General features: G+C 44.6%; 15 protein-coding genes. 12 read left to right on the top strand and 3 right to left on the bottom strand.

Annotation, left to right across the window (positions count from 1 at the left end; genetic code table 11):
- Positions 1-6 precede the first annotated feature (6 nt).
- The 5 genes from HMPREF1212_RS26240 (at position 7) to HMPREF1212_RS04750 (ending at position 4,808) form a co-directional block, all read left to right on the top strand.
- Positions 7-852: a DUF5683 domain-containing protein gene (locus HMPREF1212_RS26240; RefSeq protein ID WP_052724915.1), complete on the top strand. Its 846-nt coding sequence runs from the start codon at positions 7-9 to the stop codon at positions 850-852.
- 24 nt (positions 853-876) lie between these two features.
- Positions 877-2,238 (top strand): carboxypeptidase regulatory-like domain-containing protein, encoded by a 1,362-nt coding sequence (locus tag HMPREF1212_RS04765; protein ID WP_046148604.1) that lies wholly within the window; start codon positions 877-879, stop codon positions 2,236-2,238.
- A gap of 77 nt (positions 2,239-2,315) precedes the next feature.
- Positions 2,316-3,740 carry a hypothetical protein gene (locus HMPREF1212_RS04760; protein ID WP_157316948.1) on the top strand — a complete coding sequence of 475 codons (1,425 nt, stop codon included), beginning with the start codon at positions 2,316-2,318 and terminating at the stop codon, positions 3,738-3,740.
- A gap of 123 nt (positions 3,741-3,863) precedes the next feature.
- Positions 3,864-4,400, top strand: a complete 537-nt coding sequence (locus tag HMPREF1212_RS26235; protein WP_052349822.1) for a porin family protein — start codon at positions 3,864-3,866, stop codon at positions 4,398-4,400.
- Positions 4,401-4,412: 12 nt separating this feature from the next.
- Positions 4,413-4,808, top strand: coding sequence for a hypothetical protein (locus HMPREF1212_RS04750; protein ID WP_028727616.1), 396 nt, complete (start codon positions 4,413-4,415; stop codon positions 4,806-4,808).
- Positions 4,809-4,970: 162 nt separating this feature from the next.
- On the opposite strand, the gene HMPREF1212_RS04745 is transcribed toward HMPREF1212_RS04750, so the two are convergent.
- Positions 4,971-7,052 carry a BT4734/BF3469 family protein gene (locus tag HMPREF1212_RS04745; protein ID WP_046148602.1) on the bottom strand — a complete coding sequence of 694 codons (2,082 nt, stop codon included), beginning with the start codon at positions 7,050-7,052 and terminating at the stop codon, positions 4,971-4,973.
- Entirely contained in the window at positions 7,049-7,438 is a 390-nt protein-coding gene (locus HMPREF1212_RS04740; RefSeq protein WP_028727618.1) for an HU family DNA-binding protein, read from the bottom strand. Before HMPREF1212_RS04740 ends, HMPREF1212_RS04745 begins: the two co-directional genes overlap by 4 nt.
- A gap of 456 nt (positions 7,439-7,894) precedes the next feature.
- Here HMPREF1212_RS04740 and HMPREF1212_RS04735 point away from each other — a divergent pair, with 456 nt between their 5' ends.
- The 3 genes from HMPREF1212_RS04735 to HMPREF1212_RS04725 are packed head-to-tail and all read left to right on the top strand — an operon-like array spanning position 7,895 to position 10,836.
- Positions 7,895-9,007 carry an SPFH domain-containing protein gene (locus HMPREF1212_RS04735; protein WP_046148601.1) on the top strand — a complete coding sequence of 371 codons (1,113 nt, stop codon included), beginning with the start codon at positions 7,895-7,897 and terminating at the stop codon, positions 9,005-9,007.
- A 22-nt stretch (positions 9,008-9,029) separates the two neighbouring features.
- Positions 9,030-9,707: a hypothetical protein gene (locus HMPREF1212_RS04730; protein ID WP_046148600.1), complete on the top strand. Its 678-nt coding sequence runs from the start codon at positions 9,030-9,032 to the stop codon at positions 9,705-9,707.
- Between the two features lie 28 nt (positions 9,708-9,735).
- The gene (locus tag HMPREF1212_RS04725) at positions 9,736-10,836 is read left to right on the top strand and encodes a hypothetical protein (RefSeq protein ID WP_028727621.1); all 1,101 of its coding nucleotides are present in this window, start codon (positions 9,736-9,738) and stop codon (positions 10,834-10,836) included.
- A gap of 109 nt (positions 10,837-10,945) precedes the next feature.
- Here HMPREF1212_RS04725 and tsaB read toward each other — a convergent pair whose 3' ends face one another.
- Positions 10,946-11,641: a tRNA (adenosine(37)-N6)-threonylcarbamoyltransferase complex dimerization subunit type 1 TsaB gene (tsaB, locus tag HMPREF1212_RS04720; protein ID WP_046148599.1), complete on the bottom strand. Its 696-nt coding sequence runs from the start codon at positions 11,639-11,641 to the stop codon at positions 10,946-10,948.
- A 211-nt stretch (positions 11,642-11,852) separates the two neighbouring features.
- On the opposite strand from tsaB, the gene HMPREF1212_RS04715 reads away from it, so the two are divergent.
- The 4 genes from HMPREF1212_RS04715 to nadD are packed head-to-tail and all read left to right on the top strand — an operon-like array spanning position 11,853 to position 14,053.
- A complete protein-coding gene (locus tag HMPREF1212_RS04715) occupies positions 11,853-12,725 on the top strand; it encodes a YicC/YloC family endoribonuclease (protein WP_046148598.1) in 873 nt (290 codons plus the stop codon).
- Position 12,726: 1 nt separating this feature from the next.
- Positions 12,727-13,290, top strand: coding sequence for a guanylate kinase (gmk, locus tag HMPREF1212_RS04710; protein ID WP_046148597.1), 564 nt, complete (start codon positions 12,727-12,729; stop codon positions 13,288-13,290).
- 2 nt (positions 13,291-13,292) lie between these two features.
- Entirely contained in the window at positions 13,293-13,472 is a 180-nt protein-coding gene (locus tag HMPREF1212_RS04705) for a hypothetical protein (RefSeq protein WP_046148596.1), read from the top strand.
- Entirely contained in the window at positions 13,454-14,053 is a 600-nt protein-coding gene (nadD, locus tag HMPREF1212_RS04700) for a nicotinate (nicotinamide) nucleotide adenylyltransferase (RefSeq protein ID WP_046148595.1), read from the top strand. The genes HMPREF1212_RS04705 and nadD overlap by 19 nt, the downstream gene beginning before the upstream one ends.
- The last annotated feature ends 51 nt before the right edge of the window (positions 14,054-14,104 follow it).

Raw genomic sequence — 14,104 nt, 5'->3', positions numbered from 1 at the left:
ATCTGCATGTTAACCATATTCACCAACATACAGGCACAAAAAACAACCGGGCACTCCGAAAATATCCGTCCATCATGGATGGACAACCCTCCTATCCCTGGAAACAATACTTTTTATTATCGCACCATCGTCAATCAATCATCGACGCTGGAACAGGCACGCAATAACAGTTTGACAGACTTGTCCGAATATATTAAAAAGGAAATGGATATTTCCGGCGAAATACGGATACGTACCACATCAGATATGGTAAACGACAAAGAAGATATCCAGTCTTACTTCGAATATAATTATGACATAAAAAGCCAGCCTCAAAAAATCATTTACAACAAAGTAGACGAATACTGGGAATACATCTGTTATCCGGACGGTTCCTGTAAATATAGTTTACATACCTTATATATGATCGCGAAGGAAAGCAACAAACGGGCCGCATTCGACCAGATACGCTTCACGCGCAAATACGGGATCAGTGCCGTTGCACGTTCGATCATACCCGGCTGGGGACAATTATACAAAGGCAGTACAGCCAAAGGATTATGTATCATGGGAGGAGAAGTAGCTCTTGCCGGAGGTATTATCTCTTTCGAAAGCATGAGAAGCAATTACAGGAAGAAAATACGGCAAACGCAAAATGCCGATCATATTCGTAACTACTCTACCAAAGCCAATAACTGCACTACATTCCGGAATATCTGTATAGGAGGAGCCGCTGCTCTATATGTCTATAACCTGGTCGACGCTCTGGTAGCAAACGGAGCTAAACGAACAATTATCCGGAAAAACAAAATAACCTATTATCCGGTAGCCTCTCCTGATTGTAATGGTGTCGGTTTATCCTATCATTTTTAATTCACATAATAAACAACTATAAACATGAACAGACTTAAGTATTTGATTTTGATTTGCTCTGCGATTCTTTTTTGCGGAGTGACCTCTTCCTGTACGGAAGACGAAGCGGAAGTAAACGGTAATGTACATGGATACGTTTCGGATGAAACTACCGGCGAACCAATCCGCACAGCCAGCGTCACCCTAAATCCGGGAGGTAAAAAAACAGCAACCGGCAGTGACGGACGTTTTGAATACAACGACCTGGAAGCCGGACAGTACACCTTACAGGTTTCTAAAGACGGTTATCAAACCAATACGGCCGGAGTTACCATCATCGCTGGACAAACGGCACAATGCGATATCTTATTAAAACCTGGCACCGGCAATCTGGCAGCCAATAAGACAGAACTCAACTTCGGAAAAGACAATACCATTCTTGCTTTCGAAGTAGTAAACACCGGAAAAACAGAAATTCAGTGGAACATAAAAAAAGATTGCAGTTGGATTAAAGATATAGACCCTATATCCGGCACTACTGCCGCTGACAAAAAAAGTCCGGTCAGCATCACAATAGATCGTAGCAAACTGGAAGCCGGAAAAACTAATGCAACGACAATCATCATTACCTCCAATTCCGGAACGGCAGAAATAAATGTACTTGCCGAAAGTAAAAGTACGACTCCCGATCCGGATGATCCGGAAACTCCCGGCGAAGATATCAATATCACAGCCGGTCTGCTGGCCTATTACACTTTCGACAACAGTGATGCAAGCGATATCAGTGGAAACAAAATGAATGGGGTAGCCCTGAACGAACCAGAGTTTACAACCGACTCACCATCCGGAAAAGGAAAAGCCCTTTTCCTCAATGCAGCCAAGGAACAACTAGTAAATATACCATACAATCCGCTAAAGGGTAAATACAGCTACTCTATCTCTTTTTGGATCAAAGATTTCGGATCACTTGGATACATCATCGGAGGTGTCAGTAAAAGTTGGATCGGAGAATGCTATCCGCGAATTTACGTGGCAGATAACAAATTCGGATTTTCTCACGAAGGTTTCAGTATGCCACTCATGGGATCTATAGAACCTGATCCATTTACTTACCCGGTGAAACAATTACAAAACGGGAAATGGTATTCTATTGTCTTCACTGCTTCTGCCAACAAGGATAACAAAGTGGAAAAACTATTGTACATAGACGGGAACCTGGCGGACAACCTAACCGCCAAATATAACGTCGGTAATGATGATTCCAGCACTAAAATACAGATAGGCGGTACACTTGACGGTCAGGCTACAGACGCCATGAATATGAAAATAGATAATGTACGTCTCTACGACCGGCCACTGACAGCTGCCGAAGTAGAAACTATTTATACTTCTGAAAAAGCACAGTAAAAACAAACAGATAATCAACTGAAGGTGTGCTACCTGCAATAGCGAAGGTAACACACCTTTTTATTCTTTCTATTGCCATGAGACCAATACGACTACTGCTCTGTTTCATATTATGTACGAGTTATATCCATGCACAGCAATCCGAATCCGACAGAGAGCTATTGGAACAACTACGTCAGGAATACAAAGACTTCCGAAGACAAAGAGAACAGGAATACGCAAAATATCTTCAACAAACATGGATTGATTTCCAGCTTTACAAAGGGCTGAATCGATTCAACCAACCTAAGCCGGATACAATACCCGATGCATTACCGGACCAATCTATTTACTCCGATGAAATAACTTCATACAAAATAAGTGATACGCCGGGTAACACATTTATTCCTCCAATAGAAATCAACTCACAACAACAGGAAAAACAGACATACCAGGCAATCATACCTTTTTATGGTACCACTTTTCCTCTAACTCATATCCCACCCCCATCCGTACTTAATGGAACCGGGAAAGATATGATCGGACATTTGTGGAAAAGTTTCGGATGCAAAGAAACCGATCAGCTAATAGCTGATATCTTCTCATTCAAAATAAAGCATAAACTCAACGACTGGGGATTATTTTTACTTGTCAAAGAAGTCTGCAACCACCTGCCTCAACTTTCTGACGAAAATGTATGTACTCTGTTCAGGCATTTCATATTATTCAGTTATGGGTATAACGTACGTCTCGGCATCATCGACCGGACTATAGTACTACTTGTTCCTTTCCGGGAAACTGTTTATAATCAACCTTTTCTGTATGAAGATAAAAAAAAGTATTTCTTATTTACCGATAAGGCACTCCAATCTTCTACGATCGTCAGGACACTTCCTCTATTTAAAGATAAAACCGAAAAAGTCCTTTCATTGGAAATCAAAGAGAATATGGATCTGGGAAATGATTCATTCGACATTTCCCATACTTATCAGGATACCAGCTTTAACATAACAATAAATAGAGAGCGTACCCGCTTCTTTCAAAATATCCCTTCTACCGATTTAACCATTTATACAAATGCCATGGCTGACCCTATATTCGAGGATAGTCTTTTCTCCTTTCTGAACCAATTCAATGATCTTGAAAACGTACCGGAGACATTAAATGATCTGCTCCATTTCTGCCAATCAACTTTCACTTATAAGACAGACGAAGAACAATTCGGATACGAGAAAACGTTCTTTCCCGAAGAAACATTCTTCTATCCCTTCTCCGATTGTGAAGACCGGGCGGTTTTATTTGCCCATATAGTTCGCAAGACACTGAAACTCGATACTATTTTATTAAAGTATAGCAACCACGTTGTAACAGGAGTTGCCTTAAAAGGGAATATCCCCGGTACTTATATACAATTTGACAAAAAACGCTATCTGCTATGTGATCCCAGTTACCGCAAAGCCGATATCGGGCAATGTATGCCTGATTACAAAAATGAAATACCACAGATTGTTCCATTACAATAAACCCGTCAACAAATCTTTCTTACTTTGATTTTCTTAATCTAAGTCAAGATTTACAAATAAACAACTATTTACCTTTGTGGAAAATATAACTTTCAATTATAAACACTTAAAAAACAAACTTGTATGAAAAAAGTATTATTATTTTTCGCATTTATCATGTCAGTCTTAACTATTCAGGCGCAAGACGTTTTCAAAAAAGGAGATAATATGGTAAGTGCCAGTGTAGGAGTCGGTAACGGTATTCCGGTTGCCGTATCATACGAACGTGGTATTGTCGATAATCTGTTTGGCGGAAACGGTTCCATCGGACTTGGTGGTTATCTGGGATATTACTCGGATAAAGACGAAATCAATTATGAAGGGATAAAAGCCGGTTGGAAATACAACGACATTATGATCGGTGTAAGAGGAAACCTGCATTATCAATTTATTGAAAAGTTAGACACTTATGCAGGATTAATGCTCGGTTATGAAATTGTAAAAGCAAAAGCCATAACTGAAGGATATGACGAAAAATATACCGGTAGTGCAGACGGAAGTGGAATAGGTTTCTCCATTCACGTGGGTGGCCGCTACTATTTCACTGACAATTTCGGAGCATTTGCCGAAGTTGGATACGGAATTGCTTATGCAAATCTGGGTGTCAGCTTAAAATTCTAACATAACCGTAAGATGAAACAAACCCTGATTGTTTTATTTCTTTTAGTCACGTTCTTCGCCTCTGCACAAAAGTCAGCTTTTAACGGAACATGGTACGCCAAAGAACCAGATCCTTCTACAGGCAAAACCTTTGCTGTCAGTCTGAAAGTCAAAGACGGAGAAATAAAAAAAGGACAAGTAGCTTCTATTTCCATGAAAGATAACAAGGGAGAAAACGGGAAACTGGAGTCTGCTGTACTGGAAGGAAACACGGTCATGATCACCTATTCGACTAAAGATGGCGGAATACACAAAGGTTCACTGGTCTACAACGAAAGCGAGAAAACCGTATTCTGGAAATTATTGTCGTCTGAAAACGGAAAGACACTGGCACCGGATGAACTTAAACTTGATGCTCATCATTATTGATGGCATCATCTTCAATAATAACAAAGGGGCTTTTGAGCCCCTTTGTTATTTTCTATTATTTTAACCCCCAATATCCGGGATATACTAAAAACTACATTGTATCTAACAACTACAAAAACATTAGTCATATCTTTCATTGATACTTATCATCCAAGCGGATAATCAACTCATTATCACCTCCACAAAATAACAAGTCCCTCTATTCGTCCGCTTATTCGGTACGTTATTTCGCTTTAAAAGCTTGCCGAAGTTGAGTATCATCGTTTTTGTGATGATAAAACCGGGGTGTTTTTCGGCTATAATATCCAGTATTTCGGTAGCGAGCAAAGGTTTCAAGCCCTCCGTATCTTCCGGGATCGTGAAATAACGAAGGAACAATTGCTCTTCGGCCGGGACTTGCTGGAAACGCTGGTTGTTCTCCACGATTGCAGCTTCCTCCTCGTGCGTAAACCAGAAACGCTCGCCACGGCGCAACATCTCTTTTGCTTCGGCGTAAAGCTGTCCGTAATCGACCGGCTGAAGATAATCGATCAGGCCTTCGATCTCTACACAGACGAAACGACGGCTTCCGGTCGGATCGGTCAGCAAATCAAAATTATTACTGGTAGCGATAAAAGTAGCATAACGACGAAGGCTGCGCGTCGAACTCTGATAAGGCAAGCGGGCATTGACCACCGCCTTCTGCAACACATGCTTCAGAAAACTCTGGTGTGAAGCCTTCACCGAGTCGAACTCGTCGATATTGATCAACGCATAGCGGTGCAAAGCCAGTTCCGCCTCCTTCTTATTGCCGAAATCGATGCTGTCCGTATAAAAAGGACGGAGCGCCGGCGGTAATAAGTTCAGGCAAAAAGTTGACTTTCCGCACCCCTGGTCACCCACCAGCAAAGGCGTCGTACTGTTCCCGTGATCCTTATCCATCTGCATCCAATGGGCTACCATGCTCAGGAACCAACGGTAAAAACAATCCTGCCACAGCGGATTACTGTTAGGTACCCGGTCTGCCAGCGCCCGGATATGTGGTTTACCATCCCAGGCCGGAAGGTTAGCCAGGAACGACTCGATCGGATGATACGACGGGATCTGGTCGGAATGTACATACCGGTCGATGTCCTTATCCCACACATTCAGCCCCTCTTTCTGCGCCTCCAGGCAGATAGTATTACGAACCTTCTGTGTATAAGGATGATAAACAAACTGGATAACCGATCGATCCAGATATTCCACCTCCCCGTTCATCTCATTCAAACGGAAATAATAACGCCGCGACATAAACTCTTCCAACTGCATCACCAGCGAAAAACATTCCGGCAAAGGTAATTTGCCTTCCCCTACCTTCTTCAGCAAATAAACCGAACGGAATACACTGCGTATCAGTACCTTCTGAGGTTTCAGCAAGTCATACCGCAGCATCCATCCTACCGCTTCCTCCTCCGGTATTCCCAGACGGCAACAGTTTTGCGCCATCTCTGTAAATAATGCCTGAAGATCGTTACCGCCGATAGCGGCAAATTTACGGACAACCTCAACCAGCGCCACACTGAAAAGCGTAGCAACCTGCGAGTTACGCTCCAACCCCGGCAACAAGCGGTCGACCGGATCGACCGGAGCATCCTGCACGATACGCAGTTCACCCTCGGAAGGCATCTGCAAAGGTTGCTCTATCCGGATAGCCACCGCATCCGGATTATAATACAACCCGGCATCGTAACTGATCCGGGTACCCCGCGAAAGCACCGGCTCCTTCAACGTGACCATACTGCTCAACTGAGGCTGGTAATACCTGACTGCCAACTGGTAAGCTGCCGCATGAAATAATTTCGCCTTCTCTTCCGAGCGGGGTAACTTTCCGTCCGGCAAGGTAAACGGCACGATTATCTTCACCGACTTGCCGCTCAACCCGATAAAAGCCAATAACGTCTGCGGCATGGCGGAAGCTTCTTCGCGCACACGAGCAGCCTCTGCCATATCCGACAAGCCGTTCACTTCCAAAACAATACATCCCGTATAGGTCTTTATCCGAACCTGCCCCTCTTCTTTTCGATAAGTGGCGCCCCAAACGATAACCGGCAATTTCCCAGTCCATTCATTAAGATATCCAGGCAATGTAAAACAGAGCCTGTTACGTACTGCTGCAATCTGTTCTGCCAGACTGTCGGAACGCAACGTTTCCACAACCGCTTCCAGGTTGCGGATCTGCACCATTAGTTGCTCTTTCTTATAACGGTATTGTGTAACTTTCATTCGAACGGGTATCTTTCAAATTTAAAATACTTCATTTCTTTACGCAGGCGCGGACTCATCCTGAAACAAACGCGTTTCGCTTTCACCCGATGGGGAGTACAATCCTTTTTGTCCTCATATCCTTCACTGGCAGCCGAAAGATATAAATCACCCATATCCTTGAGTTCTACGGAATATCCGTCTTTAAGGCATTCCCTAATCACATCGCTCAGCTCGCAGACGGTTGCCAGCACATCTCCGCGCGTCAATGAACAACGGTCGGCTATCACTTCAGCCAACTTTTCGGTTGTAACTCGTCCCGTACTAACCGGAACACCATAAAACAGCTTCTTTTCTACCGGACCTGTCTTATCCGTTTTTGCTCGGACTACATAGAAATGTGCCATAAATAAGGAGTTTTTATTAATAATAATACTAGTAAACTTCACCAAGACGGGCATTTCAGCCCATTTTACACCCGGATCTGAACGATGCTCACACCCGGGTCTCAATCCCCTCGACACCCGGATGGCGGCAACTTTATCTCCTTACAAATATAAGAAAAATATTGCATACAAACAATGTTTTTCAATAGTTTATTTCATTTTTTCTTATTATATTATTCATATAAAAAGGAGTAAAAACCGGGCGTTCCGGCAAATAAAAAAGTGATAGTATGGTGATAGATAGTGATAGTTTATTTTACATACTATCACGCTATAAATAGGTAATAATCTTATATTTATAATAAAAAGTGATAGTGTGATAGTTGTTTTTTATAAAATCTGTGTATATTTGTCAGATATGAGAGAACTACTTTAGTAAAAATAAAAGGAGTATAGAACCACTAAATTGAATATAAAATGGGACTTTTTAGCAGACCTACAGTACCATCGCCTTCCGGCGGGCATTCGTTCGTTGATGTAATTCAAAATGAGGGCAACAATACGGGACGCGGACTTATCGCCTGGCGACATCCCAGCAGTGACTTCAACACCCATTCAAAAATACTTGTCCGCAAAGGAGAAGAGGCCATTTTTGAAAACGGCGCCAGCGAGTGGGCGGTCTTTCCCAGTGGGACGGAATGCGAATTGAAGACACAGAACATTGCAGTGATACGGTCTTTCCGTGAAGCATTGTCCGGCGGAAAGAGTTATTTCCCTTGCCGGGTTTATTTCGTATCCGTCGAAGAATTTGAAATTCCCTGGGGTACCATAGATCCCATCGGATACACATGCCCTTTGCTGGGTGCCGGTGCCCAGTTGAGAGGCGGCGGTATTTATGTCATACGCGTTATCGATACGGAAACTTTTGTTAAGAAGGTGTTACGCGACAACAACAGCTACACAATAGATCATTTGAAAGAAAAGCTGTTCGAACGTGTTTACCAGGAAATTGCCGATATCATTTCTTCGGTATTGGAGAAGAACGGCATCAATTCGATGGAGTGCTCGAAAAAGAAAAAGGAGATAGCACAACTCAGCCTGCCGGACATTCAGAAGTTACTGGAAGCTTACGGTATCATGCTGGTCGACTTCACCGTCAGTCTCGAACTGGACGAAGAACAACGCCAGATGTACGAACAAGCTGTCCGCCTGCAACGCATGAGTGCACAAGGCGAAGCACAAGCCCGTATCATCGGCGCACATAGCAAAGTGGAAGAACTCCACACGATGGGGAATGCCTACGCCACCATCAAGGGGATGGATATGCTTCAGACGATTGCAGAAAATCCGGGAGCCGGCGGTATAGCCAGCGCAGGTGCCGGCCTGGGAATGGGCATGGCGGCCGGTGGAACGTTTGCCAATATCACCCAATCCGTATTTCCCGGCAACCAGGTTCAGCAACCCGCACAGGCACCGGCACAGCCCGATCCGATGGAGTCGTTGCAAAAGATGAAGCAAATGCTGGATGCCGGATTGATACCGCAAGCTGCCTACGACCAGAAAGTGGCAGAGATATTAAGCAGATTGTAATACCCTATATCTAATCATATTTATGAAAACAACATTAATCCGTATTGTTTTTACATTGGTGTTCCTGGTGGTCTTCAACACTTTGTTTTTTCTGCTGAGTGGCACAGACAATCCTACTTCCGTATGGGTTTCGTATGCGTATATCCATGTGGCGTATTTCACCATACTCTTCCTGCCCGTATTGAAAACGAAGGGGGATGCTTCTTACTACCTGTCTTCCGTCCTCTACGGACAGGCCATAACGTATTTCATCCTGGAGTTGATAGCCGGTGTGGTTTTCATTATCTACCGGATGGAATCGCCTGTTTGGTCGCTGGTGGTACAGACCGCTCTCTGGCTGATTTTCGTAGTCCTCATTTTAGGAAATGCCTGGGCGAATCAGGCCACCGCGCAATCGCTTGAAAAACGCAAGCAGGATATAGATGCTTACCAATCGATGCGGATGAGCCTGAAAAGACTGATGGCGAAAACAGACAAACCGGAACTTAAACGACTGATCGCCGATTGTTCCGATAAGTTGGAAGCCAGTTCTTCGCGGCAAACTCAAGAGTCTGAAAAGATCGACATCGAGATAGAACAGGCGATCGCTTCCCTGCGACAATCCATAACGGGAGACGATGTTGAAGAATCCACGTCATTAGCCAGACAGTTGGCAGGCCTGATCGAAGAAAGAAAAACAATATTAAAATATTCTCATTAACTTATTAACTCATTTAATATTTGATATTATGGCAGAAACTATGCAATTGCAGATCGTGAAGTGCCCGGCATGTAATCAGACGCTCACTTCATTCAGTGCTTTTAAGTCGACAGCAACATGTCCCCGTTGCGGCACCGTGATGAAGAACCCGTTGGCGACCGCTAAAGAAGAAGTTCGCCCTGAACGTATCATCCCGTTCACTACACAGGAAGGCGATTTTGAAAAATGTTTGGTGAATACCCTGATCAATCAGGATTTCGTTCCCAAGAACATCTTCGAATCCATCAACACCGACAATGTGTTCCGTGCTTATTTGCCGATGTATCTTTTTGAAGGTACTTACCAATCTTCATGGAGCTGCGAATCATCTTACGAAGACCAGAAAGTAGATATTTCGAGAAACTGGACAGACAGCGGCAAGACTATTTCGACAAAGACCGTAAAGAAATGGCGTCCGCAAAACGGTAATGCAGCAGGCAATTTTGCATTCTTATGCCTTGCCAATGAAGACAGTGAAGACTTACCGGTAGAACTCCGGAATTTCACCTATCAGTTCCCCTACGACGTGATGATGTCAAAACAGTTTGACGGTGATATGCTGAACGATGAAGATGAACGCATGATAACCATTCCCCGTAATGCCGACACCAATATAGTATGGCAGAAACACGGGAAAGATTTGGTAGACGACACGGCACAGGATGCTGCACTCAACCAAATCGGCGATCAGGAAATCCGTAATTTCCGCGCGTCTTCCAGTTTCAACCTGGCTACGAAAGGGGAATACATCCTGGCTCCGTTCTGGTTTGTGTACTACACTTACAACAACCAGCGGTATAATTTTATGATGGACGGAACCGGACAGCGTACCTCTTACAACTATCCGATAGATCAGGACGAAGTAGATTTTGTCAATGGAAAAGAGAAGATCAAGAAAATCGTCAAATGGCTTTGGTTGCTGTGCTTTGTATTAATGTACCTCATCAACATCACAGCCGGTATTGTATTCCTCGCCATCTGGTTCGTCGGCAAGTTTATCGTGAACAAGATGATGGATAATCAGATCCAGGCTCATTTACAGGAATCGAAAGTTGCCCGCCAGGCTAGTGCGGCCAGACTGGGAGTATAACAAAAAATATTATTCCGACACAACTGCTTATCGGGTTCGCTTAAATGCCCGATAAGCAGTTTTTGTTTTATTTATAGCAAAGACAGGAACGACCGCTTTCGAGCCGCCGTTATCCCAACACCTTATTCTTCGCGATCGTAGCCTGGAATTCTTTCAGGTAGAACGGTTCGAAATAGGCGACATCTTCAAACTGTCCGGCAGCAAAAGCCTTTTCCGCCAGGGGAATCATATTGACAGCCAGGGGATGGATACCATCGATAAAAACGGCATTCGGCGAAGCGATCACTTCGCGGCACTTTGCGGCACCGTTGCCAAAGAAACAGACAGTTCCTTTTTCCAGGTAAGCGGCATAAGTCTGCTCATCCACGACATCGGCCGATGTTGCACGTATAGTGTTCAGGTCGGCATCATAGATAGTGGCATACACTTCCATACGGCGTGCATCGAGCATGGCGCAATACAGCCCGCCATCAGCCAGCGGTTGTTGACGGATAGCGGTAGCAGCCAGAATATCGAGCGTATGGATACCGATCAGCGGAATGCCAAAACCGAAACATAACCCTTTCGCTACGGAAACGCCGATACGCAGGCCAGTATAAGAACCGGGGCCACTGCTGACGGCCACTGCATCCAGCGTCAATGCTTTTGCTTTCAGTACAGCAAGAGCTTCTTCTACAAATACACCCAGTAAGGCGGCATGCGAAGGTCCGTCGAAAGAGGTCTTTTCAAAAAGCACCTCCCCGTCTGCCGATAGGGCCAGGGAACAGACCAATGTTGAAGTATCAATATTTAAAATACAAGACATAACAGTTGATAGTTGACGGTTGATAGTTGGCAGGTATTTTTTGATCGGACACTGCCGGTTATCAACCGGATTAATTGGTCGCAAAAGTACTAAATCGTCTTTACACGAATGAGAAAATAACGAACTTTTTATACATAGAACCAAATAATTGTCAACTGTCAACTGTCAACTATCAACTGAATACCCTATCTTTGCACAAATTTTTAGAACAATGATACAATCAATGACTGGATTCGGTAAGGTTACAGCCGAACTTCCTTCAAAAAAGGTAACCGTAGAAGTAAAAGCGCTCAACAGCAAACAGCTGGATTTATCAACCCGCATTCCGTCTATCTACAAAGACAAGGAAATGCAGATCCGCAGCCAGTTGCTCCAATCGCTTGAACGGGGTAAGGTCGATTTCAGCATTTACATTGAATATATAGGGAAGGATACTCCCACGCAGATCAATCTGACAGCTTTTGAAAGCTACTACAATCAGATCAAAGAGATTGCGGAAAAACTGAATATAGATGTACCCGCCGACTGGTTCCAGACATTACTGAAGATGCCGGACGTCATCAAGTCGGAAATCGTTGAAGTGGACGAAAGCGAGTGGGAAGTCGTTTTCACTGCGGTAAAAGAGGCCATCAAGCATCTTTGCGACTTCCGTATCCAGGAAGGTGCCATGCTGCAAAAGCTGTTTGAGGAAAAGATCGGCAACATCGCCCGCCTGCTTTCCGAAGTGGAAGAATACGAAGGCGAACGTATCGAAAAGATCAAAGCCCGCATCATGGATAACCTCACAAAGGTTGCCAACCAGGATTACGACAAGAACCGTTTCGAGCAGGAAATGATCTACTACATCGAAAAGCTGGATGTAAACGAAGAAAAGAACCGCCTCGACAACCATCTGAAATATTTCATCAGCACGATGAAGGACGGACACGGACAGGGTAAGAAACTCGGTTTCATCGCTCAGGAAATGGGACGCGAGATCAACACCCTCGGTTCGAAAAGCAATCATGCGGAAATGCAGAAGATCGTCGTTCAGATGAAAGACGAACTGGAACAGATCAAAGAACAGGTACTAAACGTTTTATAATATGGCTGGTAAACTAATTATATTCTCCGCCCCGTCAGGCTCAGGTAAATCAACCATTATCAACTATCTGCTGAAGCAGAACCTGAACCTGCATTTCTCTATCTCGGCGACAAGCCGTGCACCGCGCGGAACAGAAAAGGACGGGGTGGAATATTATTTCCTGACTCCCGACGAATTCCGTGCCCGCATCGCTGCCAATGAGTTTCTGGAATACGAGGAAGTATATACCGACAAATATTACGGCACACTGAAAAGCGAGGTGGAGCGCCAACTGAACGAAGGCAACAACATCATATTCGACGTCGACGTGGTAGGCGGCTGCAACATCAAGAAATTCTATGGCGACCGTGCCCTGTCGGTATTTATCCAACCGCCCAGCGTGGCTCATCTGCGCGAACGACTGGAAGGACGCGGCACCGATGCGCCGGAAGTAATCGAAAGCCGTATCGCGAAAGCGGAATTCGAACTGGGATTCATCCCCCACTTCGATGTCTGCATTGTGAACGACGATCTTGCCACTGCACAGGCCGAAGCTTTTGAAGTAATAAAAAACTTCCTGTCATAACCATGAGTACCAACGGAAAATTATCCCGCAAATGGGGATACATCTTTGCCCTGACCGGCATAGCCGCCCTGGGTACCTGCATCGCAGGCCTTATTTATAAAGAATATCTGATCGCTTCTGCTACCGGGATCGTTTTCGGTGCACAAGTATTCAACTTTATCAAGTGGTTCAAACAACGGTAAAAGAAAACAGGATACTGAAAACCGGAATCTTCTCCGGTTCTTTCAACCCGGTTCACATCGGTCATCTGGCTTTGGCCAACTGGCTGTGTGAATTTGCAGGGTTGGATGAGGTCTGGTTCGTTATTACTCCGCATAACCCACTGAAAGAAAAAGAGGAACTGATGGACGACCAGCTCCGTTACGAACTGGTGAAAGCCTCCATTGCCGGTTATCCGAAATTCCGTGCCAGCAACTTCGAGTTCTCCCTGCCCCAGCCGACTTACACGATCGACACGCTTCGCGCGCTCGAACAGGCCTACCCCGACCGCCGGTTCCACTTTATCATGGGAGCCGACAACTGGGCTTTTATCGGACGCTGGAAAGAATCGGAAGCACTGGTATCCGGCTACCCTATCCTGGTCTATCCCCGCAAAGGATATGAGATCCATATACCAGACAGTCTCCCCACCGTCCGTGCGGTAGACGCCCCGCTGATGGAAATATCATCCACTTTCATCCGCCGGTCACTGAAGGCAGGCAAAGATGTACGCTTCTTCCTCCCCGAAGCGATACGTAATCATAAGTGCCTTTTAAATATATAATTAAGTAAACTACTCCCTACTTTTAGCCGATAAATAAGAAAAGTTTTGTAC

Origin of the sequence: Parabacteroides sp. HGS0025 (assembly GCF_000969845.1) — a bacterium.
GTDB lineage: Bacteria > Bacteroidota > Bacteroidia > Bacteroidales > Tannerellaceae > Parabacteroides > Parabacteroides gordonii.
Note: the sequence above shows the minus strand (reverse complement) of the source record. Positions and strands in the feature narration are given on the sequence as shown.